Source organism: Gordonia sp. DT218, from assembly GCF_049847105.1.
GTDB lineage: Bacteria > Actinomycetota > Actinomycetes > Mycobacteriales > Mycobacteriaceae > Gordonia.
Window position 1 is genome coordinate 477,429 of record NZ_JBNCNS010000002.1, and the last position, 21,397, is coordinate 498,825.

Sequence of the window (21,397 nt, forward strand, 5' to 3'; positions counted from 1 at the left end):
GCGCCCAACTCTGCGGCACCCAAGTCGACGACGCCGAACGCGGCGCCCAACTCGACGACACCGTCGACTCCCGACGGCGAGGACGACGGTCTCGCCACGGTCATCCCGTTCGTCCAGCAACTGCTGGGCACCGACGACCCGAAGGCGATCACCCAGTTGCTCCTCGGTCAGGGGCAGGACGTCTCGGCGCAGGTGCTCAAGGCGATGTTGACGGTGGTCTACGGGTTGTTCGGCGGCAAGTTGCCCGTCGGATGACGGTGCTCGGCTCGGCCAAGGCCGTCGTCGGTGCGGGATGCAGCGCCTAGGGTGGTGTCATGGGGCTCAAGGATCTGATCGTCATGTCGACACCGGTGCCCACGCTGCGTGACCGCATCGTGCTGATCACCGGTGCCGCGAGCGGGATCGGCCGGGCAACGGCGATCGCCGCGGCCAGGAATGGTGCCCGGCTGGTGTTGACGGACTTGCATGCCGATCCACTCGACGCGGTGGTGCGGGAGATCAACGACGCGGGCGGCACGGTTGTCTACCACCAGGCCGGGGACATCTCGGATTACGACTGGGTCCGCTCGTTCGCCAATCAGGTGGATGCCGAGGTCGGCGTGGCCGATGTCGTCATGAACATCGCTGGTGTGTCGGCGTGGGGGACCGTCGAGAACCTCGAACACCGGCACTGGCGCACCATGGTGGACGTGAATCTGATGGGCCCCATCCACGTCATCGAATGCTTTGTGCCGCAGATGATCCGACGTGGCAAGGGCGGTCATCTGGTGAATGTGTCGTCGGCAGCGGGGTTGTTGGCGCTGCCGTGGCACGCGGCCTACAGCGCGAGCAAATTCGGGCTGCGCGGTGTGTCGGAAGTCCTCCGATTCGATCTGCGGCGCCACGGCATCGGAGTGTCGCTGGTGTGCCCCGGCGGGGTCGACACACCGCTGGTCGACAGTGTGGAGATCGCCGGCATCAACCGCGACGATCCGCGGATCAAGTCGCAGATCGCGCGTTTCCACAAGGTCGCCGTGACGCCCGAAACGGCTGCCGCGGCAATCCTCAAAGGGATTCGGAAGAACCACTTCCTCGTCTACACCTCGTTCGACATCCGCTTCGGGTATTGGTGGGCGCGGAAGTTCGCACTGCCCTACGAGATCCTGATGCGGGTGGCCAACGACCAGTTCGATCACCTGGCGCGGGTCAGCGCCCGGTCGCTGGAACGCAAGGCAGCCGCGCAGAACGGCACCGACGTATCGTCCACATGACCCGTGGTTTCCGCAAGGATCGCCGTGACGTCGATCCGGACTTCTTTCGTGCCGAGGCCGCGGGACTTCGCTGGCTGCGCGACGGCGGCGGCCCGGTGGTCGAGGTGGTCGACGTCGGGGACGATTTCATCGAGTTGGCGCACCTGACGTCGACGCGTCCCACTGCCTCGCACGCGCGGGACTTCGGCGGGGCGCTGGCCCGGATGCACGATGCAGGTGCCGCCGAGTTCGGCAGCCCGCCCGACGGCTATGACGGCAGACAGTTCATCGGCGAGCGTCCACTGAGTACTCGCACGCACGAGCGCTGGGGCGAGTTCTACGCCGAAGAGAGGGTGCTGCCGTATCTCCCGCCTGCGATCGACGCGGGGCATCTCGAGCCCGAGGACGCGGAGGCGGCCCGCGAGGCATGCGCTCTCGTCGCGGGCGGTGCCTTCGACGACGACGACCCACCCGCACGGCTACACGGCGACCTGTGGACCGGAAACGTGTTGTGGACCGAGCGGGGAGTGGTGCTCATCGACCCGGCCGCGCACGGCGGACACCGCGAAACGGACCTGGCGATGCTCGCACTGTTCGGGTGTCCGCTGCTCACGGAGATTGTCGCGGGCTACCACGCGGAGCATCCTTTGCGTCCCGGGTGGGAGGATCGCGTCGCCCTCCACCAGCTGCACCCGCTCGCAGTGCACGCCGCCGGCCACGGTCCCTCGTACGGGACGGCGCTGGGACGCGCGGCCCGGGCCTGCGTCGCGCTCGCCGGGCGGTGACGATAGTTTCACTGAGTGACAATCGATCCTGCGACGCTCGTCGTCGCCGCCACCCGTGCCGAGGCGCGCTACGTGCCGACGGGTACCCGCCTACTGATCACCGGCATCGGCAAGGTCCGCGCCGCAACGGCCCTCACCCGGGTGCTGGCCGGAGTCGGCGACGTTACGCCGGTCCGTCAGATCGTCAACGTGGGAACCGCCGGCGCGCTCCACGACCACCATTCGGGCCTCTTCCAGCCGTCGACTGTCATCGAGCACGACATCAGCAGCACCGAGCTGCGGTCGATGGGATATCCGGTCGTCGACCGGTGGGAGATGCCCGACGGGGACGGGACCGTGCTGGCGTCTGGGGACACCTTTGTCGCCGACCCGGTGCGGCGCGCGACGCTGGCCGCGCGAGCGGATCTGGTGGACATGGAGGGTTGCGCGATCGCTCATGTGAGCGCGGAGTTCGGGGTGCCCTGCCGAATGGTGAAGGTGGTCAGCGACGGCGCCGACGAAGGTGCGATGGATTGGCCATCACTAGTCGACGACGCGGCACGTCGACTGGGCGACTGGTTCGAGAGAGTCGCCCAGGTGTGAGGTGGCTGCGGTCAGCCTCGGTTGCGCGCGCGGGTCGACGGATATCGCGAGGCCGACGGCTGCGGTGTCGCCGATTCGTAGCGTGCGTGATCGGCCGCTGACGATGGTGATCGCCGTCGGGCCGCGGCACCGGCGGTCGGCCGGGCCTCGGTGGCAGGCGGTGCGATGGTCTCGCCGATCGACGCCTCGCCGGAGCCGATGAGCTCACCGGCCTCGGCCCGTTGCACTGCGCCCGCCGTCGAGCGACGTTTGGTTGCCTGCGGCCGGTCGGCAGGCACCCGCTTGACGCTCTCGGAGCGCTTGGTGGGCGCGGCCGCGCGGGTCGTCGGTGCATCGACGACCTTCTGACCCTTGGCGACACCAGCACTGTCGGCCGAGCCGTCGGTGGCCGGTCGCGGTCGGCGCGACTTCTGCGCGGCGGACGCCGGCTTTCGCGGGTCACCGGATTCGGCTGGCCGAGCCTTTGTCGCCTTGGTCGGGGCCGGACGAGCGGCGCGCTTGGTGGTGGTGCGTGGGCCGCGGTCGGCGCTCTTGGCCGCGCTCGGCTTCGGCGACGATCCCTTTGATCGCCGAAAACCGATGCCGGTGGGGCGGTCGCGGGTGAGGTACCACCGCGCGACCACGAGACCGAGGGTCACCAAGAACGTCAGCAGCATCCAGGGGAAGGCGTTGGCGATCGGGAGCAGGACCTTGAAGATGAGGCTCTTCAGGCCGGACGAGGCCTGATCGGAGTTGAGGCCGTAGAGCGTGATGACACCGACGAGGAATGCGATGAGGGGCGGCTGGGCCGCGGCGGTGAACAACGCGCGGCGTCGCACGGCGAGCGCCGCAGTGACACAGCCGACCAGATAGCAGAACTTGAAGATGCCGCCGAGGGCGTCGGTGTTGTTCGCATCGATCGCCGCTCCGATACCCGTGATGACGGTGGCCACCAGCACGCCGCCCCACCAGGGGAGGCCGCGGACCGTCGGCAGCACGGATTGCTGATCCAGCGGTACTGCGGATCGCTGTTGCGGGGCAGAAGACACATCTAGACGGTACCGGTTAACCCCCGGAAAACTGTTAACCGCCGGGTGATGTTGCCCATTGGCCCGTGTCGGAGGTGTCGTCGCTGGTCCGGATGCCTCCCGCAGTGCGGACGGTGATGTCGATGGGGGAGGCGGAAGTGTGCTGCGGTTCACCCTGGAGGGCGTCCAATTCGGCCAGTTTGCGAGCTGTGACGCCTACGCGAGCATCCACCGCACCGACCGTCGAGTTGAAGGATTCGACGGCGCGGCGCAACGATCCGCCCAGCCGGTCGAGGTGGCCGAGCACGCCGCCGAGGCGGTGGTGCAGTTCGGTCCCGAGTTGATGGATGACAGCGGCATCGCGCGCCATCGCGTCGTGCCGCCAGCCGAGTGCGACGGTGCGCAGCAGAGCGATGAGTGTGGACGGCGTGGTCAGGACTACGTTCTTGGTGAAACCGAATTCGATGAGATCTCCGTCGGCTCGGACCGCGGCCTCGAGTACTGGATCACTCGGAACGAACAGCACCACCATCTCCGGGGTGTTGTCGAAGGCAGACCAATACGCTTTCGACGACAGCTGCGTGATGTGGGCGCGGACGGCGCGGGCATGGTCACCGAGCAGTCGGTCGGCAGTCGCGGGGTCGGGTTCCTCGATCGCGGCAAGATACGACTGCAGCGGCACCTTGGCGTCCACCACGATGTTCCGGTCACCCGCGAGGTGGACGACCATGTCCGGCCGAACCGCTCCCGACGTCCCGTCCGCGGACACCTGCGTCGAGAAGTCGCAGTGCCGGGTCATCCCGGCCAGCTCGACGACCCGTTCGAGTTGCAGTTCGCCCCAACGACCGCGGACCTGCGGTGTGTGCAGTGCGTTGGCCAGCTGCCGGGTCTGGTCGGTCAGTTGCGTCGACACGGCGTGCATGCCCCGCACCTGCTCGGTGAGCCCCGAGTATGCGCTGATCCGGTGGTGTTCGGTTCGGCGCAACTCTTCGGAGAGCTGGCCGAGCACGGCCCGGAGCGGGTCGACGATGTGTGAGACCTGGGAGCCGATGGCCGAGGATTGGCGCCGCGCCGCATCCTCGCTCGCCGACGAGAGTGAGCGTGCTGCGAGATCGTGCGCGGCCCGCACGGAGTGCAGTTCGGCGCGGGCCGCGGCCAAGCCGGCGGCGGCGCGCGACGCGTGCGCGAGCCACCCGACCAGTCCGCCGAGGATCAAACCGGCGATCAGGGCGACGATCACTGAGGTGTTCATGAGCGTCATGGTGCTCGACGGGTCCGACAGTGGACCGGCACCCGCGATCGCCGGCAGACCCGACCGCTACGCGGCCGCGGGATCCTCACGGTCGAGCAGCGACCGCTTCACCTCGAGGCCGTACCGGAATCCACCGAGCGAACCGTCGCTGCGCAACACCCGGTGGCAGGGGACGAACAACGCTGCCGCGTTGCGTGAACATGCCGCCGCCGCGCCCCGGATGGCGGTCGGGTTGCCGGCGAGCTCGGCGAACTCCGCATAGGTCACCGGAGCGCCGGGTGTCACCGTTCGCAGCACCGACCACGCGTGCTCGAGGAACGGACCCGAATGCTGGACGACCTCGACGGCGTCGAGAGCGTCGAAGGTGCCCGCGTAGTACGCGTCGATGCGGTCGCGCAGACCGTCGAGTCCGTCGCGTCGCAACTGGTCGGGGCGGATGGACCGGTGGACCAGCGCGGCGAGGTATTCGGGATCGTCGGTCCAGCCCGAGGCCAGGACCCGATCGGCATCGTCGGCGACGACGGTGAACGTGCCGTCGGGGGTGGGGACAGACGTCCAGCGGGCCGTGGCGATGGCCGCGGTGGCGGTCGCCGCGGGGTTCGAGACCGTGTTCGCGATCGTGGATGTCATCGTGCTCCTTCTGCAGGTTCGTCGAGTTGCTGCCGACGAGTGGGTGGGGTCGATCGCGTCTGCGCCACTCGCGTGGTTCGCGATCGTGAGGACGGGTCCCGCGTGGAATGGTGCGTCGACGTCTGCTCGTTCGTGATCGGTCCCGTCAGTATCGGTTCGGTCACCGACAACCGGTGACGCCACAGATGCATCGATGCGTACGAGCGCCACGGCGACCACGCCGGCGCGTCGTCGGCGAGGTCGATGCCCAGTTCCGTGGCGGCCCGCGCGACGACGAGGTCGCGATCGAGCAGGACGTCCGGCTCGCCGGTCACCCGCATCGCCACGTAGTCGGCGGTCCAGGCCCCGATGCCCGGCAGTTCGATCAAGTCGGCGCGCAGTTCGGCGGTCGTGCGCCCGGCATGCAGTTCCAGGTGGCCCTCGGCGAGGGCCACCGCGACGGCGAGGATGGCATCGATGCGGCGCCGGGGCCCGGTCAGCACGCGGTGCCCCTGTTCGGCAATCGTCGCCGCGTCCGGAAACAAGGTCCAACCGGCGGCCGGCGATGGTTCCGCGTCCGGATCGGGTTGCCACGAGACCGGCTGCCCGAGCATGTCGACCAGGCGTGCGGTGTGATGCCGGGCGGCCTTCACGCTGATCTGTTGCCCGATCATCGTCCGGATCAGGGTCTCGGTCGGGTCCACGGACCCCGGGACCCGCAGGCCCGGCGCGGCGTCGACGAGCGGCGCCAACGATGGGTCGGTCCGCAGTGCGATGTCGGTGCTGACCGGGTCGGCGTCCAGATCGAGCAACCGTCGGAGGCGGTTGACCGCGACGCCGAGATCGCGCATGTCGAGATGGGTGATGGTCGCGGTCATATGTGCGGGCGCCGGTTGGATGGTGGCCAGGGCCGGGCCGTGCGGGAGTCGCATCGTGCGGCGATAACGCCAGGAGCCGTCGGCGGTGGTGTCCACCAGTTCGCCGCCCGGAATCGCATGCGCGGAAAGGAACCAGTGCAGCCAACGGGTGTCCAGCGGCGTCCGGTGCGCGAGTCGCAGCGTCACCTCTCCGACGGCCCCCTGCCCCGACCGCCCGGTCGGTGACGGCAGCTTGCGCAGGCGACTCGGTGTCAGGGCGAAGACCTCCCGGATGGTGTCGTTGAACTGCCGCACACTGGTGAAACCGGCCGCGAAGGCGACATCTGCCATGGGCATCGGCGTGCACTGGATGAGGACCCGCGCCGTGGCGGCGCGATGTGCGCGGGCCAGCGCGAGTGGACCGACGCCGAGTTCGGTCGTCAGCACCCGGTTCAGATGCCGCGGCGTGTAGCCGAGGCGGGCGGCGAGGCCGTCGACGCCGTCTCGTTCCACCACACCGTCGGCGATCAGGCGCATGGCACGCGACGACAGATCCGCTCCCGCGTTCCAGCGTGGGGAACCGGGGACCGCGTCGGGCGCGCATCGACGGCAGGCCCGATACCCCTCCTGTTGTGCGGCCGCAGCGGTCAGCACGAAATGCACGTTCTGCGCACGCGGCGTCAAGGCGGGACACGACGGCCGGCAGTAGATCCCCGTGGTGTGCACGGCGACAAAGAACTGGCCGTCGAAGCGTGCGTCCCGCGACGACACGGCGCGATAGCACCGATCGAAGTCGAGGGTGTCGGGGAGGCGGATCGTCGTGGTCACCTGACCACTCTGACACCGATCGCAGACGGATTCTGGCGGGAATCGGACACGGCCGTCGCGGGCGTGTCGAATTGGAGAAAATGGTGACGTAGATAACATTTCCTGGCACGATGAGCCCATGAACACACCGTTCACCGGTGCCCGACAACGAGGTCGGCACGACGAACTCCCCTTGGCGGAATTCCCGGCGTGGGGACTCGAGATCATGATGGGCCTGTACGGACCCGACACCGTCCAGAACGCGGCGCAGCAGGAACAAGTGGGCGCGGATACGTCCGGGCCGCCCCCGTCGCGCGACCACCACGTCGCGCCCGAGGTGGTGGCCGAAGCGAGCCCGACGTCGCCGACGGTGCAGCCGCTGTCGCCGCTCGTCTTGCAGCTCGAGGCGGTCAACGAGCTGGTCCGTTACGTCGAACGCAGGATCAAGCGACACCAGCAGGGCTGACGCTGAGGGTGTGACGCGCACATCGGCCGACACACCCGCGGATCGGCCCAGACGGGTGGCCGGTATGTGACGATCTCTGCGTGACAGAAGAATCGGGCGTGCCGGACAGCTCGGACAGTCCGCCCACCGGCGCCGACGACCGCGGATATCCGACCAGGGCTCGGGTCGTCCTCGCCGGTCTGAAGGCGAGTTCGATCGTCGCCCTGCAGATCGTGCTGGTCGTCGCGGCGCTGTGGATCCTGTTCTGGCTGCTCGGCAAGTTCTGGGTCGTTCTGTTGCCGATCCTGTTCGCGATCATCGTGTGCACGGTGCTCTGGCCGCCGGTCCGCTGGATGCGCAAGCGTGGCGTCCCGCCCGCGGCGGCATCGCTGGTGATGATGGTTCTCGGCGTCGGGGTGCTGGCCGGGGTGATCAGTCTGATCGTGCCGTCCATCGTGCGTCAGGCGCCTGAGCTGGCGTCGCGGGCCACGGACGGCGTGCACAAACTCCAGGACTGGATTCAGGGTCCGCCGCTCAACGTGAAAGACGAGCAACTCGACAACATCGTCAACACGGTCACCGACAAGCTGCAGTCGAGCGCGTCGAGTATTGCGGCCGGCGTGTTCAGCGGGGTGGGCACCGCCACCTCGATCCTCGTCACGCTCTTCACCGCGCTCATCCTCGTCTTCTTCTTCCTCAAAGACGGGCCGAAGTTCATCCCGTGGCTCGACCGCACGGTCGGCAAACCGTCCGGGACGCACGTCGGCGAAGTCCTCACCCGGATGTGGAGCAGCCTCGGCGGATTCATCCGGACCCAGGCGATCGTGAGTTTTGTCGATGCGACCCTCATCGGTGCCGGCCTGTTCATCCTGCAGGTGCCACTGGCCGGGGTGCTGGTGGTGATCACCTTCCTCGGCGGGTTCATCCCGATCGTCGGTGCGTTCGTCGCCGGCGCCCTCGCGGTACTGATCGCCCTGGTGTCGAACGGCCTCACCACCGCGCTGATTGTGCTGGGGATCATCCTGGTCGTCCAGCAGCTCGAGGGAAATGTGTTGCAGCCGTGGCTGCAGTCGAAGTCGATGGATCTGCATGCGGTGATCGTGCTGCTCGCGGTGACCCTCGGCGGCACACTGTTCGGTATCACCGGCGCGTTCCTGGCCGTGCCCGCCGCGGCGGCCATCGCGGTGGTGTTGCGGTACCTGAACGAGCAGATCGCACTGCGCGCAGGGGAATCGCTACCGCCCGAGGGCACTCCGGTGACGGCCCACAAGAGCGTTCCCGACGACGACCCGCCGCCCGACGCCCCGTCCGCCGATCCCGGCACCGCCACCCCATTCTGACCCGCCCCTGACCCCGACCCCGCCGACAGCAACCGATTTTTCGCCGACAGCAACGGCTTTTTCGCCGACAGCACCGACGGCGCCCGCCGCTCGACGACCCGCGGCGGATAGACTGGTCGCCCGTGAGTCTCACCCTCGGAATCGTCGGCCTTCCCAACGTCGGTAAGTCGACCCTGTTCAACGCGTTGACCCGCAACGACGTGCTGGCCGCCAACTACCCGTTCGCGACCATCGAGCCGAACATCGGTGTCGTCGAGCTGCCGGACAAGCGCCTCGACCGGCTGGCCGAGATCTTCAGCAGCGAACGCATCCTGCCCGCGACCGTCTCCTTCGTCGACATCGCCGGCATCGTCAAGGGCGCGTCCGAGGGCGAGGGGATGGGCAACCAGTTCCTCGCAAACATCCGTGAGGCCGACGCCATCTGTCAGGTGGTCCGGGTCTTTTCCGACGACGACGTGGTGCACGTCGACGGCCGGGTGGATCCGGTGTCGGATATCGGGATCATCGAGACCGAGCTGATCCTGGCCGATCTACAGACCATCGAGAAGGCCTTGCCGCGCCTGGAGAAGGACGCCCGCAAGAACAAGGATCTCGCTGAGACCGTCGCCGCCACGCAGAAAGCGCAGGAGCTCCTGAACGAGGGCAAAACGCTGTTCTCCCAGAAGGACTCATTCGACCTCTCGGCGGTTCGTGAACTCCACCTGATGACCGCCAAGCCGTTCCTCTACGTCTTCAATGCCGACGAGTCGGTGCTGACCGACGACGCGCGGAAGCAGGAACTCCGCGATTCCATCGCGCCTGCCGACGCCGTCTTCCTCGACGCGAAGGTGGAGAGCGAACTCCTCGAACTCGACGAGGAGGACGCGCAGGAACTCCTCGACTCCATCGGTCAGACCGAGCCCGGACTGCGGTCACTCGCCCGGGCCGGCTTCCACACGCTCGGGCTGCAGACCTATCTGACCGCGGGGCCCAAGGAGTCGCGGGCCTGGACCATCCATCGCGGCGACACCGCACCCAAGGCCGCCGGCGTGATCCACACCGACTTCGAGAAGGGCTTCATCAAGGCCGAGATCGTCTCCTTCGACGACCTCGACACCGCGGGCACGATGGCCGCCGCGAAGGCCGCGGGCAAGGTGCGCATGGAGGGCAAGGACTACGTCATGCAGGACGGCGACGTGGTCGAGTTCCGCTTCAACGTCTGATCGGGGCGATGCCCCTCCGCGAGTGGCCCGTACCATCGCCCACGTGGATGTGGAGCGCGAGACCGAAGATGTCTACTTCGCGGGCGGCTGCCTCTGGGGCGTGCAGGCGTTCATCGCGACGTTGCCAGGGGTGACGTTCACCGAGGCCGGCAGGGCCAACGGCACCAGCCAGTCCGTCGACAGTGACTACGACGGGTATGCCGAATGCGTGCGGACCCGATTCGATCCGACCGTCGTGAGCGTCGAGCACCTGATGGCCTACGTCTTTGAGATCATCGACCCGTACAGCGTGAACAGGCAGGGGCCGGACGTCGGCGAGAAATATCGCACCGGCGTGTACTCCGACAGGCCGACGCACCTCGAACAGGCGCGAGATTTCATCGCCGCGAGAGACGACGCCGATCGCGTCGCTGTCGAAGTGCTGCCGCTCGCCAACTATGTGCGAAGTGCCGACGAACATCAGCATCGGCTCGCACGTTTCCCTGAGGACTCCTGCCACATCCCTGACGGGTTGCTGACCAAGTACCGCAGCTGAAGCCTGAAGATCACGTGCCCCCAGTTGGAAGCTGATGTTGATCGGCTGCGGATCACGGTCGAGTTCTGGGTGAACTCTGCGCTGGTTGTCGAGAACATGCGGGCGCAGCTGTGTGGTGAGCGGCCCGGGTCGGCGTACGAACCGGCGGCGGTCCCGCGGGTCCTCTTGCCGCTGGGTGCCCGAGGTGGCGTCGGCCGGATCCCGCATCCCGAGAGTGGTGCGGTGACGCCGTCTCTGAACGATGTGATCGAGCGGAAAGGCTTGGATCTCTTCACCGCTCGCTTCGCGGAGCGGTTCAGCGTGCATGCGGCCGGCGGGGCGTGTGGCTCAGCACGGTGAGCTTGCAGGTTTCTCATGGCGGTCCAGGTGGCGGCGCAGGGTGAACGCGTCGGACCCCGCTCCCGACCGAGGTGCGATCATCTCCTCATGACCGCAACACTCGTCGCCAAGGACATCGCCGGCGGGTATGCGCACCGCGTTCTGTTCGATCATCTCGATCTCACGGTTGCGCCGGGTGACGTGATCGGTGTCGTCGGGGCCAACGGGTCGGGCAAGACCACGCTGCTGCGGGTGCTCGCGGGTGACCTGGCGCCGCTCGACGGTAGGGTGACACGCGCTCCGGCCGACGCGTTCGTCGGATGGCTGCCGCAGGAGCACGCCCGCGTTCCCGGCGAGACGGTCGGACAGTATATCGCCCGTCGCACCGGCTGTTCTGCGGCGACCGAGGCCATGGACGCGGCCGCGAGCGCCCTCGCCGACCCCTCGGGCGCGACCGGCCCCCACGATCCGGCCGATGTCTACGCCGCGGCACTCGACCACTGGCTGGCGACCGGTGCCGCCGACCTCGACGAGCGGCTGCCCGAAGTCCTCGCCGATTTGGGCCTGGACAGCGGTGTGGTGGCGTCGGGATCGGCGTTGATGACCGATCTCTCCGGCGGGCAGGCCGCACGGGTGGGATTGGCCGCGTTGCTGTGTTCGCGGTTCGACGTGGTGTTGCTCGACGAGCCGACCAACGACCTCGACCTCGACGGGCTCGATCGGCTGGAAGGCGTCGTCAACGCCATGCGGGGCGGTGTGGTGCTGGTCAGCCACGACCGGGAGTTCTTGTCCCGCAGCGTCACCGGAGTTCTCGAACTCGATCTCGCGCAACACACCAACACGCTCTTCGGCGGCGGTTACGACAGCTACTTGCAGGAACGTGAAGTCGCACGCCGGCACAGGCGCGCGGAATACGAGGAGTTCGCCGAGAAGAAGGCCGACCTGGTGGCTCGGGCGAGAACCCAACGTGAATGGTCGAGTCAGGGTGTCCGCAATGCGATGCGGAAGGCACCGGACAACGACAAGGTCCGTCGGCGCGCCGCCACCGAGTCCAGCGAGAAGCAGGCGCAGAAGGTCCGCCAGATGGAAAGTCGGATCGCGCGTCTGGACGAGGTCGTCGAACCACGCAAGGAGTGGGTGCTGGAGTTCACGATCGGCGCCGCGCCGCGTTCGAGCTCAGTCGTGTCGACTCTCAACAATGCCGTTGTGCGGCAAGGAGGTTTCGTTCTCGGTCCGGTATCACTGCAGGTGAACGCGGGCGATCGGATCGGTATCACCGGCCCCAACGGCGCCGGGAAGTCGACGCTGTTGCGGCTGATCCTCGGCCGGATCACACCCGAAGCCGGGACGGCGCAATTGGGCGCGAACGTCGCAATCGGCGAAATCGACCAGACGCGTGGCGAATTCGCTGGACCGTCGCCACTCGCCGAGCGATTCGAGGAACTCGTCCCCGACTTCACGACGGCTGAGGCGCGTACGCTTCTCGCGAAGTTCGGGCTCCGCGCCGATCACGTCGACCGTGCGGTCGCCGAACTGTCGCCCGGGGAGCGCACCCGCGCCGCGCTGGCCCTGTTGCAGGCGCGGGGGACCAACGTCCTGGTACTCGACGAACCCACCAACCACCTCGACCTCGCCGCCATCGAGCAACTCGAGTCCGCATTGCATTCCTACGACGGCGCTGTCCTGCTGGTGACCCACGACCGCCGCATGCTGGCGAACGTGCGCCTCGATCGCGTATGGCAGGTGGACGGTGGCCGCGTCACCGAGCAGTGAGCGGAAGAGCGCCTGGGCGTAACGCACTGGCCTCACCAGTAACAATTTCGGGCGGCTGTGGCCAAAGCTGTGCAGATTGTGCTGGTCGCCGTCGATACTGCATCGGTGATCCTTACCAGAAAAGCGACCTTTGTCGCGGTATCGGCGGTGCTGGCGGTGGTCGCGGGTCTGCTCGTCTCGGCTCCGGGGGTCTCCAGCGCTGCACCGACAACCGGCTGGCGGTACACGATGGTGGCGTTCAGCAGCGCCACCGACCGCGACATGGATGTCTACGGGTCCGGGGACGGCACGCGATTCCAGCTCCTCCGAAAGTCGGCGTATCGACCACCGTCAGGGCGTGTGCGCGACGCGAGCATCTTCCGGAACACCGACGGGTGGTACTACATCACCTACACGACGGCGGACGGCGCGAACATCGGGTTCGCGCGCAGCCGTGATCGCGTCAACTGGACGTTCCTGCACAATTATCCGACACCGTTCTGCTGCGCACTGCTGCCAGGAACGGGCGACGGCAGAGGTTTCGGGTCGTCGAGCGGGCCCGGCTCGTCCGGGTCGGCCGGCTCCAGCGACGGTCCGTCCTTGTCTCCGTTCACCACCAAGTCCTGGGCGCCCGAATGGTTCGTGGAGGGTGGCCGAATCAACGTCATCCTGTCGATGTCGACCGGTGGCGGTTTTGTGCCGTACCTGATGACGGCCCTCGAGCCGTCGCTCCGGTTGTGGAGCCCGCCGGTTCCGCTCGCCGGGATCGGCGCGGACCACATTGATACCACCGTGGTCAAGGTGGGAGCGACCTATCACGCGTTCACCAAGAACGAGACGAAGAAGGTCATCCAGCATGCTGTCGCGTCGTCGCTGATCGGGCCCTATCGGTTCGTCCCGCCCGGGAATTGGGGAACGTACGTGGAAGGCCCGGCCGTGGTCCAGTTGCCGAGCGGCGCCTGGCGGATGTACCTCGATGCCTACACCAGGGGCAAGCAGCTGTACTCAGACAGCACGAACGGGTTGCGCACCTGGACGCCGGTGAAGCAGCTTCCGGGTATTTCCGGGGCGGTCCGGCACGTCGGCGTGATGCGTGAGGCGGCCTGACGGCGAGTCCCGAAGTGTCGTGAATCCCTGACAGCAGTCCTTCGGGCGACTAGGCTCAGGTTTTCTACGGCGGGTGGTTCGTCGCGGTCTCTGACCTCTCGACCATCCCGGGGGCAGATGATTCGCGCGCAGCGCGGATGCGGGGGACGAGAGTGGTTCGATCGGTGTGGCGAGCGATGAGTGTCGTGTGCCTGAGCGCGCTGTGCTTGGGCGTCTGCGGGACTGCGGAAGCTGCGCCCCGGGAGGCGCGCATCCTCTCGGTCGCGCAGGAGACCGCCACCCGCGCCGGTGTGTGGGTGTACTCGGCGGCGATGGACAAGAAGGTCAAGGTGTTCGTCCTCACGCCGCGTCACAAGACCGGCCCGCGGCCGACGCTCTACATGCTCGACGGCGCCGGTGCCCGTGGCGATAGCAGCGGCTGGCTCGAGGCGGGCAACGTCGAGAAGTTCTTCGCCGACAAGGACGTGACCGTCGTACTGCCGACCGGCGCATACGGGACCTTCTACACGGATTGGGAGCGCCGCGACCCGACCGTGGGCAAGCCCATGTGGGAGACCTTTCTGACCAAGGAACTGCCGCCGCTCATCGATGCCCGGTTCGACTCGGACGGGTCACGGGGCATCGCCGGTGTCTCGATGGGTGGACAGGCGGCCTACACGCTCGCGTCGCGGGCCCCGACGCTCTACCGGGCGGTCGCCTCGCTCAGCGGGTGTCCACCGGTCTCCTCGCCGGAGGGCGAGGCGTACGTGCGGGCGACCCTCGCTCGCGGCGGTGCGAACGCCGACAACATGTGGGGGCCCGTCGGTTCGGCCGGCTGGCGCGAACACGATCCTGCTCTGCGGCTCGACCGACTCCGTGGCAAGAAGCTGTATCTGTACTCGGGGGCCGGTCGGCTCGGACCCGCGGACATCAAGCGCCAGGTGACGCCGGAGGAGGGTCTTTACCAGGTCGTCCTCGCCGCATCGGCGACGTTCGAGATCGCCACGAGTAACTGCTCGCAGCGATTCGCCGGGGAGCTACGCGGTGCGGGACTACCGTTCACCGATGCCCTGCAGGTCGTCGGGACCCACCACTGGTACTACTGGGCGAAGGACTTGCCCCGCATGTGGAATGCGATCTCGCCGGCTCTGTGATCGGCAATCTGGATCCCGGCGGTCGGGGCTACCGTGTCCGCATGGGCAACGATTGGCGCGAAACCAGGGTCTCCGAGGTGTGGTCACTGATCATGCGGGCAGAACCGGTTCAACTCGAGCCTCGATGGGGGACGCGGCGGGCGATCGACCTCAGGGAGAACGACGCCCTCGACGCCGATGCCTTCGTGGGCGTGATCATCGCCGCGGTCGCGGTGAACCGGGAGTGAGTCGTCATTTGATCCTCGAGTGGGAGAACGATCGGATTTGACACAGAACGAGACAGCCCAGACAGCCTGGTCGCTCGACGTGCTGCTCGACCTGTTCGACGTCGAGCCCGGCGGACCGGATCGATTCATCGGCGCGACCGGGATCGAGGGCGAAGAAGGCCGCGTGGTCGTGGAGGGCACGCAGGTGCTCGCGCAAGCGATCGTGGCTGTCGCCAAGCGGTTCCCGGACAAGTCGATCCGGTCGGCGCAGGCCGTGTTCGCGCGGGCGGTCACGGTCGGCCCGGCGGTGGAGCTCGACGTCGACGTCGTCCACGAGGGGCGGTCCGTCGCGACCGCCGTCGTCGCGGCCTCGCAGAACGGCAAGCGATGCGTCACGATCACCGTCCTCGCCGACGTCCCGACCGAAGACCTGATCGCCCACCACCTCCCACGTCCGGCGGTCGCAGGGCCCGACCAGGCCTTTGCTGCACGAATGCCGTTGCCGGGCCGCGACGTCCGCCTGATCGACGTCCACGAGGTCAACAGTCCGGACGAGGTGGGCCCACCCGAGTTGTACGCCTGGCTGAAATACGATCCGGTCCCACAACGCGACGACCTGGCCAAGGCGCTGCTGGCGCACTTCACCGGCCATCTCGGTATCTCGACCACGATGCGGGCGCACGCCGGGATCGGTACCAGCCAAGCGCATCTCACCGTCTCCACCGCACCGATGACCATCGCGATCAGCTTTCACGAGCCGGTCCGGTGGGACGGTTGGATTCTCTATTCCCATGAGAGCACGCAGGTCGGCGCGGGCATGTCGTACGTGCGCGGCACCGTGCACACCGAAGACGGTGCGCTCTTGGCGTCCTTCGTCCAGGACGGACTCATCCGGCCGTTGCGCACATCCGATTCAGCGGTGGAGTCGCGCGCCCGACTGTAGTAGGGCCTAGATCTCGCAGCCGCAATCCGCGGATCCCGGGGCACGCGCGGGAAGTTCGGCGAGCACATCGGCCTTGGCGGGGTCGAAGCTGAGATATCCACCGATGACAGTGCTTTCCGGCAGCACATCCTCGTAGCTCCAGGCGACGTTCTCGACGATGGTGTCGCCGATCACCGCAGTCCAGTAGGTGGCGTTGCCCTTGTAGTTGCAATATGTCGTCAGGTCACCGGGACGCAGCAGGTCGGTGCGCACATGTCGGGGCGCGACGTAGAGCACCGGGTCCAGCGCGGTCTCGAACACGATGACGGTGTCCGTGGTGTCGACGAGGGTCGCGCCGGCGACGTCGACGCGCAGGCCCCTTGTGGTCGGGCGGCAGTCGACACGGTGATAGGGATTCGGCGGGTACCAGACGAGCTTGCGGCCCTCCTCGTACCACTCGTCGACGGCGTCCCAGGGCACGTGCACAAACCCCGGTGCTTCCGACTCCGGTTCGGTGGGCAGGTCCCCGACCTCGTCGGCCGGAAACGCGTAGCTGAGGAACTGGCCGGGCCGGTGCACCATCACCGCACGTTCGGTGTCGAGGATCGTCTGGCCGTCGCGGATCGCCTGGATGCGGCGCGGATGGGGCTCGACGAACACCAGATCCGCCGGAAGTGCACCGGAGAACCAACCGGCCGGATGTCCGCTGAGGGGGCCGTGTCCCGCGACGAGACTCATCGAGTCACGCCCGACCCGCGGCGGGCGACTCCGGCTCGGATGCTGTTATGCCTCATTGTTGTTCGACCTCCAGAAGGACTACAGGACGGATTGCCACCAAGGGTACCCATGGAGACCCCGTCAATACCCGAGCGAGGCGAGCAACTTCTCGCTTTCCTCCCAGAGGCGGGCAGCGGCAGTGTCGTCGACGGCGGCCCCGCCGGGAGTCTCCTCTGCCATCCGATGGAAGTAGCGCCCACCGTGGCGGCCGCCTTCGGACGCAGTGGCGAGCCAGACGAGCGTGTCGGCAGGCTCGTCGGGGGACACGGTGTCGGCGGCGGCCATATGCGCTTGCATCACCTCATCGGCGTGGGATGCGAAGTTGCTGGCGACCACGCCGGGGTGCATGGCCTGGGCGACGATCCCGTCGGGCGCCGCGCGCCGCGCCAATTCCCTCGTAAAAAGGAGATTCGCCAGCTTCGCGTCGAGGTAGTGGGAGCCGTATCGGGCCTTGTGCAGGCCCTGGAGATCGGTCCAGTCGAGTCCGCGGCTGCTGCGATGGGCGGTGGAGGACACCGCCAACACCCGGACCGAGCTCGCTGGCACCTCGGCGGCGCGTGTGCGGAGCTGAGGCATGAGTTCCCGGGTCAGCAGGAACGGGGCGAGGTGGTTGGCGGCGAAGGTCGCCTCGGTCCCCTCGGCGGTGACGATCAACCGGTCGCGGATGCCCCCGGCGTTGTTGATCAGCACGTCGATCCCGGAGGTCGATTCGGCGATCTCGTCAGCAACTCGCGTGACGTCGGACATCACGGTGAAATCGCCGCGCAGCATGATGAAGCCGCTCCCGTCTCGCGCAGAGGCCGTGATCTCGGCTTCGGCGGCGGCACTGCGGACGGGATCGCGGCCGACGCCGATCACGTGCCAGCCCAGCCCCACCAGCTTGCGGGCCGTCGATCTGCCGATCCCGGAGCTGGCGCCGGTGACGACGGCGACGGGTCTACTCGTATCGGGTCGCACGGAAACCTCACTGTCTTCGGTGGTTCGGGTCTTCTCGATGCAGGGGAAGGGCTCAGCGGGGCAGGAGTCCGTTGAGCAGCAGACCGACGGTGAAGTGCACCCGCGCGTCGAACTCTTCCGGTGTGGGCTCGCGGCCGATGACGATCCTGCGGACCCAGCCGCCGACGACCATGCTCATGAACGTCTGAGCGGCGAGTGCGGTGTCGGTCGGTGCCAGGGTCCCGGTCGCGACGCCACGGTCGAAAAGTCCGGCCACAAAGTCGATCACGGGTTTGGTGCTCTGGAGGTAGTTCGACGACAGGATGTCCGGGAAGCGATAGCTCTCGGTGTTGATGATGCGTTGCAGGCGGACGCCATCGCGGGTCATGACCTGACTGACACGCAGGCGGGCGACGGCCTCCAGCGTCTGCGCGAGATCGCCTGTGTCGAGGTCGGCGAGCACTTCTGGTGAAACGACCTGGCGGTCGATCGCTCGTTGCACGGCAGCGCGGAAGAGCGTGGCCTTGTCCGCATACCGGGCGTAGACCGTCCGCCTGTTCATACCGACATGGGCGGCGATCATCTCGATCGTCGCCTGCTCGAAACCGTGCTCGAGGAAGAGATCCAGAGCGACGTCCAAGAGCTGTTCCCGGCGGGCTTCGGCCTGCGCACGCGTGGGGCGGCCGGCCTTGATCGGAGCGGGGGGCGGCGTCCCGCTCACGACGGACTCCCCGAAATGGCCTCTTGCGCTGTGACGTAGCCCACGAGTAGTAATGATACATGCCAGTGCCCATTAATCGGGCAACGCCGTAGGAAGAAGGTCGTCCTGGTGAGCTCAGCCGTCCACAAACTGATGCAGTTGGCCGATGCGGAAGACCGCTTCGACCATTCGCATGCCGACCTGCGTGACCTTCAGGCCGAGGCCCTTGACGAGCGCTTCCAGGACCGCCGAGATCGCATCAAACTCCTCGGCCATCGAGCTCGTGAGGCGGGTATCTCGGAGGTCCGTCACCGCGAGGACGCGGTGCCGCTGCTGTTCCCGCACACCGCCTACAAGAGCTATCCCGAGAGCTTCCTGATCGAGGAACGCTGGGATCGCCTCGGCAAGTGGCTGGGCACCGTGTCCCCATATCCGATCAGCCCGATCGACACCGCTGGCATCACCGACATCGACGACTGGATCGCCCGCCTGGAAGCCAACGGGCACTACGTCTCCTGCTCCAGCGGCACCACCGGGAAGTCGGCCATGCTGCTGGCCGGCGACATGGACATGGAGTGGTCGCGCAAGGATACGGTTAACGTCTTCTCCTGGGGCTCCGGGGTGAAGCCCGCCCGGGACCGTCGGATCATGGGCCTGGCGCCCACCGCGTCGGTGCCCAAGAACGCGGCCATCGCGAGTGCTCAGCTGGCGGCATTCGGTGACCCCGACCGCGAGCGGTACCGCCTGCCGATTCCGCCGATCACCGTCGGCTCATTGACCGGAATGGTGTTGCTACGCAAGAAAATTGCCAACGGCACGGCGCGACCGGAGGAGCTGTCCGACTACGAGCGGACGTCCGCGGAACGGCAGGATGCACTCGACAGGGCGATGATCGACGGCGCCGACGCGCTGATCAGGTACCGCGAGGAGAAGCTCTACATCTCGGGGATGTGGAACGCCTTGTATCAACTGGCAAAGATCGTCCGCGATCGCGGTTACTCGGCGGAGGACTTCCACCCCGACAACTGCATTTACGTCGGTGGTGGTCTCAAGCGTGCGCAACTGCCACCGGACTACCAGGAGTTCGTGCATCAGACATTCAACATTCCGGCGAACCGGGATTTCCAGAACTACTCCATGCAGGAACTCAACTCGGGCATGCCCAAATGCCGCCAGGGCGACAGATACCATGTCCCGCCCTGGGTTGTGCCGTTCGTCCTCAATGAGAGTGGTGACACGCTGCTGCCGCACGACGGCGGCGAGATCGAGGGACGCGCAGCGTTCTTCGATCTGTCGCTGGACGGTCGTTGGGGCGGTGTGATCACCGGCGACAAGATCGCCCTCGACTTCGGGCCCTGCGCCTGCGGGTCCGGGGGGCCCTCGATCCGCAACGACATCGCTCGCTATGCAGATATCAAGGGCGACGACAAGATCGGTTGCGCCGGCACCGTCGACGCCTACGTGCGAGGGCTGTCATGAGCGTCACCGACACAACCGCCGTCGCCACGGTCTCGGCGCCGTTCTTTCTCGGTGGGGAGCTCGTCGAGGGGGACGACGTCTCGCACCGCTCCCGCGATCTGGGCGTCACTTTCACCACTCCGCAGATCCCCATGGACCGAGTGGTCTTTCCGCGCTCCGAGGTGCCGCCGCTCCTCAACGTCCCACTGGCCGAGATCATCGACTTCCTGGTGGAGACGGGGGACCGGATTCGCGACCCGTCCAACCCCTTCGTGCAGGACTGCATCGATCGGATGGCGTCCACCCACGTACTGCCACGCCCGGTGCTCGACGCACAGGTTCGCGGTGCCGCCGGGTTCCTGGACAAGCGAGTGCTGCGCGCCGTCGTGGAGCAGAACTTCCCGGACCCCCGGGCGCTTGACGAATGGGTTCCCAAGCAGGACTTCACCGGTCGCCGGAGCTTTGTCCGGGCATTCGCCCCGCGACTGATCCACGTGTTGCCCGGCAACTCTCCCGGTGTCGCCGTGAAGTCCATTGCGCAGGGCGCGATGGTCAAGGCTGTCAATCTGTTCAAGATGTCGTCGAGCGACCCGTTCACCACCGTCGCGATCCTGCGGACCATGGCCGAGATCGATCCCGACCATGCCGTCGTGAAGTCGATGTCGGCGATCTATTGGCGCGGTGGCGACGATGCGGTGGAGGCAGTCCTGTACCGCCCGCAGTACTTCGACAAGATCGTCGCCTGGGGAGGCGGCGACGCCATCGACAACGTGATCAAGTATCTGGGGCCGGGATTCCAGCTGGTGTCGTTCGATCCGAAGACCTCCATCTCGATGGTCGGTAAGGAAGCCTTCGTCTCCGACGAAACACTCGACCTCGCTGCCGAACTCGCCGCGACCGACGTCATGATCCTCAACCAGGAAGCCTGCGTCGCCAGCCGTTTCATCCATGTCGAGGCCGATCGAGACGACGCCGACCGGTTCTGCGAGCGACTCCATGCCCGGATCGTCGACAAGGCGGCGGCATCGGGGGACAAGCGACCCCTGGACCTCGATCTGCGCGAGCAGATCGACTCGTTGATGATGCTCGACGACGAGTTCGGCGTCTGGGGCCGAACCGATGGAAGCGGCATGGTGATCCGCTCCGACGAGCCGGTGGACTTTCATCCGATCAACAAGATCGCCAACGTGATTCGGGTGGACTCGCTAGACGACGCGATGAAGTACATCAATGTGGCGACGCAGACCGTCGGCTTCTATCCGTTCGGGCGAATCGCTGACTACCGGGATCGACTTGCCGGCGGCGGCGTACAGCGCGTCGTCCACCTCGGGGAGGCCGGACCGAGCACGATCGGCAACCCGCATGACGCGATGTACCCGCTGCACCGGTTTGTGCACTGGATGGCGCACGAGGACGGGGTCGAGCCAGGCTAGTGGGT

General features: G+C 67.1%; 22 protein-coding genes and 1 pseudogene. 16 read left to right on the plus strand and 7 right to left on the minus strand.

Translation table 11 applies throughout. The features are described 5' to 3' along the window. The 4 genes and pseudogenes from ACPXCG_RS08965 to ACPXCG_RS08980 all read left to right on the plus strand — a co-directional run. Positions 1 to 255: pseudogene (locus tag ACPXCG_RS08965) on the plus strand (cell wall hydrolase); the annotation flags it as partial. 59 nt (positions 256 to 314) lie between these two features. After that, positions 315 to 1,250 carry an SDR family oxidoreductase gene (locus tag ACPXCG_RS08970; protein ID WP_425791203.1) on the plus strand — a complete coding sequence of 312 codons (936 nt, stop codon included), beginning with the start codon at positions 315 to 317 and terminating at the stop codon, positions 1,248 to 1,250. Further along, the gene (locus ACPXCG_RS08975; protein WP_425791205.1) at positions 1,247 to 2,014 is read left to right on the plus strand and encodes a fructosamine kinase family protein; all 768 of its coding nucleotides are present in this window, start codon (positions 1,247 to 1,249) and stop codon (positions 2,012 to 2,014) included. Before ACPXCG_RS08970 ends, ACPXCG_RS08975 begins: the two co-directional genes overlap by 4 nt. 15 nt (positions 2,015 to 2,029) lie before the next feature. Further along, entirely contained in the window at positions 2,030 to 2,596 is a 567-nt protein-coding gene (locus tag ACPXCG_RS08980) for a nucleosidase (RefSeq protein ID WP_425791207.1), read from the plus strand. A gap of 11 nt (positions 2,597 to 2,607) precedes the next feature. Here the strand turns inward: ACPXCG_RS08980 and ACPXCG_RS08985 are convergent, their stop codons facing one another. The 4 genes from ACPXCG_RS08985 to ACPXCG_RS09000 are packed head-to-tail and all read right to left on the minus strand — an operon-like array spanning position 2,608 to position 7,149. Then, positions 2,608 to 3,624: a DUF6542 domain-containing protein gene (locus ACPXCG_RS08985; protein WP_425791209.1), complete on the minus strand. Its 1,017-nt coding sequence runs from the start codon at positions 3,622 to 3,624 to the stop codon at positions 2,608 to 2,610. Between the two features lie 34 nt (positions 3,625 to 3,658). Next, on the minus strand, positions 3,659 to 4,864 hold the full coding sequence (locus ACPXCG_RS08990) for a DNA recombination protein RmuC (RefSeq protein ID WP_425791211.1): 1,206 nt from the start codon (positions 4,862 to 4,864) through the stop codon (positions 3,659 to 3,661). A 57-nt stretch (positions 4,865 to 4,921) separates the two neighbouring features. Then, the gene (locus tag ACPXCG_RS08995) at positions 4,922 to 5,485 is read right to left on the minus strand and encodes a methylated-DNA--[protein]-cysteine S-methyltransferase (protein ID WP_425791213.1); all 564 of its coding nucleotides are present in this window, start codon (positions 5,483 to 5,485) and stop codon (positions 4,922 to 4,924) included. Further along, on the minus strand, positions 5,482 to 7,149 hold the full coding sequence (locus ACPXCG_RS09000) for a DNA-3-methyladenine glycosylase 2 family protein (RefSeq protein ID WP_425791215.1): 1,668 nt from the start codon (positions 7,147 to 7,149) through the stop codon (positions 5,482 to 5,484). Before ACPXCG_RS09000 ends, ACPXCG_RS08995 begins: the two co-directional genes overlap by 4 nt. Before the next feature lie 118 nt (positions 7,150 to 7,267). On the opposite strand from ACPXCG_RS09000, the gene ACPXCG_RS09005 reads away from it, so the two are divergent. The 10 genes from ACPXCG_RS09005 (at position 7,268) to ACPXCG_RS09050 (ending at position 16,109) form a co-directional block, all read left to right on the plus strand. Further along, on the plus strand, positions 7,268 to 7,594 hold the full coding sequence (locus tag ACPXCG_RS09005) for a hypothetical protein (protein ID WP_425791217.1): 327 nt from the start codon (positions 7,268 to 7,270) through the stop codon (positions 7,592 to 7,594). Positions 7,595 to 7,692: 98 nt separating this feature from the next. Then, positions 7,693 to 8,913 carry an AI-2E family transporter gene (locus ACPXCG_RS09010; protein WP_425792083.1) on the plus strand — a complete coding sequence of 407 codons (1,221 nt, stop codon included), beginning with the start codon at positions 7,693 to 7,695 and terminating at the stop codon, positions 8,911 to 8,913. 122 nt (positions 8,914 to 9,035) lie between these two features. After that, positions 9,036 to 10,115, plus strand: a complete 1,080-nt coding sequence (ychF, locus tag ACPXCG_RS09015) for a redox-regulated ATPase YchF (RefSeq protein ID WP_425791219.1) — start codon at positions 9,036 to 9,038, stop codon at positions 10,113 to 10,115. Between the two features lie 43 nt (positions 10,116 to 10,158). Next, entirely contained in the window at positions 10,159 to 10,650 is a 492-nt protein-coding gene (locus ACPXCG_RS09020) for a peptide-methionine (S)-S-oxide reductase (protein WP_425791221.1), read from the plus strand. 24 nt (positions 10,651 to 10,674) lie between these two features. After that, complete coding sequence (locus ACPXCG_RS09025; protein WP_425791223.1) at positions 10,675 to 10,989, plus strand: hypothetical protein; 315 nt, start codon at positions 10,675 to 10,677, stop codon at positions 10,987 to 10,989. Between the two features lie 87 nt (positions 10,990 to 11,076). Further along, the gene (locus tag ACPXCG_RS09030) at positions 11,077 to 12,741 is read left to right on the plus strand and encodes an ABC-F family ATP-binding cassette domain-containing protein (protein WP_425791225.1); all 1,665 of its coding nucleotides are present in this window, start codon (positions 11,077 to 11,079) and stop codon (positions 12,739 to 12,741) included. Positions 12,742 to 12,846: 105 nt separating this feature from the next. Beyond that, positions 12,847 to 13,827 (plus strand): arabinofuranosidase, encoded by a 981-nt coding sequence (locus tag ACPXCG_RS09035; protein WP_425791227.1) that lies wholly within the window; start codon positions 12,847 to 12,849, stop codon positions 13,825 to 13,827. A gap of 176 nt (positions 13,828 to 14,003) precedes the next feature. After that, positions 14,004 to 14,960, plus strand: a complete 957-nt coding sequence (locus tag ACPXCG_RS09040; RefSeq protein ID WP_425791229.1) for an alpha/beta hydrolase — start codon at positions 14,004 to 14,006, stop codon at positions 14,958 to 14,960. A 41-nt stretch (positions 14,961 to 15,001) separates the two neighbouring features. Next, entirely contained in the window at positions 15,002 to 15,187 is a 186-nt protein-coding gene (locus ACPXCG_RS09045; RefSeq protein ID WP_425791231.1) for a hypothetical protein, read from the plus strand. 37 nt (positions 15,188 to 15,224) lie between these two features. Next, entirely contained in the window at positions 15,225 to 16,109 is an 885-nt protein-coding gene (locus tag ACPXCG_RS09050; RefSeq protein ID WP_425791233.1) for an acyl-CoA thioesterase, read from the plus strand. A gap of 6 nt (positions 16,110 to 16,115) precedes the next feature. On the opposite strand, the gene ACPXCG_RS09055 is transcribed toward ACPXCG_RS09050, so the two are convergent. The 3 genes from ACPXCG_RS09055 to ACPXCG_RS09065 form a co-directional block, all read right to left on the minus strand. After that, positions 16,116 to 16,826, minus strand: a complete 711-nt coding sequence (locus tag ACPXCG_RS09055; protein ID WP_425791235.1) for a DUF427 domain-containing protein — start codon at positions 16,824 to 16,826, stop codon at positions 16,116 to 16,118. A 120-nt stretch (positions 16,827 to 16,946) separates the two neighbouring features. Beyond that, positions 16,947 to 17,822, minus strand: a complete 876-nt coding sequence (locus ACPXCG_RS09060; RefSeq protein WP_425791237.1) for an SDR family NAD(P)-dependent oxidoreductase — start codon at positions 17,820 to 17,822, stop codon at positions 16,947 to 16,949. 52 nt (positions 17,823 to 17,874) lie between these two features. Beyond that, complete coding sequence (locus tag ACPXCG_RS09065; RefSeq protein ID WP_425791239.1) at positions 17,875 to 18,522, minus strand: TetR/AcrR family transcriptional regulator; 648 nt, start codon at positions 18,520 to 18,522, stop codon at positions 17,875 to 17,877. Between the two features lie 108 nt (positions 18,523 to 18,630). Here ACPXCG_RS09065 and ACPXCG_RS09070 point away from each other — a divergent pair, with 108 nt between their 5' ends. Both ACPXCG_RS09070 and ACPXCG_RS09075 read left to right on the plus strand, forming a co-directional pair. After that, a complete protein-coding gene (locus ACPXCG_RS09070) occupies positions 18,631 to 19,980 on the plus strand; it encodes a hypothetical protein (RefSeq protein ID WP_425791241.1) in 1,350 nt (449 codons plus the stop codon). Continuing rightward, positions 19,977 to 21,392 carry an acyl-CoA reductase gene (locus ACPXCG_RS09075; RefSeq protein WP_425791242.1) on the plus strand — a complete coding sequence of 472 codons (1,416 nt, stop codon included), beginning with the start codon at positions 19,977 to 19,979 and terminating at the stop codon, positions 21,390 to 21,392. Before ACPXCG_RS09070 ends, ACPXCG_RS09075 begins: the two co-directional genes overlap by 4 nt. The last annotated feature ends 5 nt before the right edge of the window (positions 21,393 to 21,397 follow it).

Excerpts from the sequence above, each read along its gene's own strand:
- ACPXCG_RS08990 (WP_425791211.1), bottom strand. The coding sequence starts at position 4,864 with ATGACGCTCATGAACACCTCAGTGATCGTCGCCCTGATCGCCGGTTTG.
- ACPXCG_RS09030 (WP_425791225.1), top strand. The coding sequence starts at position 11,077 with ATGACCGCAACACTCGTCGCCAAGGACATCGCCGGCGGGTATGCGCAC.
- ACPXCG_RS08995 (WP_425791213.1), bottom strand. The coding sequence starts at position 5,485 with ATGACATCCACGATCGCGAACACGGTCTCGAACCCCGCGGCGACCGCC.
- ACPXCG_RS09005 (WP_425791217.1), top strand. The coding sequence starts at position 7,268 with ATGAACACACCGTTCACCGGTGCCCGACAACGAGGTCGGCACGACGAA.
- ACPXCG_RS09055 (WP_425791235.1), bottom strand. The coding sequence starts at position 16,826 with ATGAGTCTCGTCGCGGGACACGGCCCCCTCAGCGGACATCCGGCCGGT.
- ACPXCG_RS09075 (WP_425791242.1), top strand. The coding sequence starts at position 19,977 with ATGAGCGTCACCGACACAACCGCCGTCGCCACGGTCTCGGCGCCGTTC.
- ACPXCG_RS08975 (WP_425791205.1), top strand. The coding sequence starts at position 1,247 with ATGACCCGTGGTTTCCGCAAGGATCGCCGTGACGTCGATCCGGACTTC.
- ACPXCG_RS08970 (WP_425791203.1), top strand. The coding sequence starts at position 315 with ATGGGGCTCAAGGATCTGATCGTCATGTCGACACCGGTGCCCACGCTG.
- ACPXCG_RS09045 (WP_425791231.1), top strand. The coding sequence starts at position 15,002 with ATGGGCAACGATTGGCGCGAAACCAGGGTCTCCGAGGTGTGGTCACTG.
- ACPXCG_RS09040 (WP_425791229.1), top strand. The coding sequence starts at position 14,004 with ATGAGTGTCGTGTGCCTGAGCGCGCTGTGCTTGGGCGTCTGCGGGACT.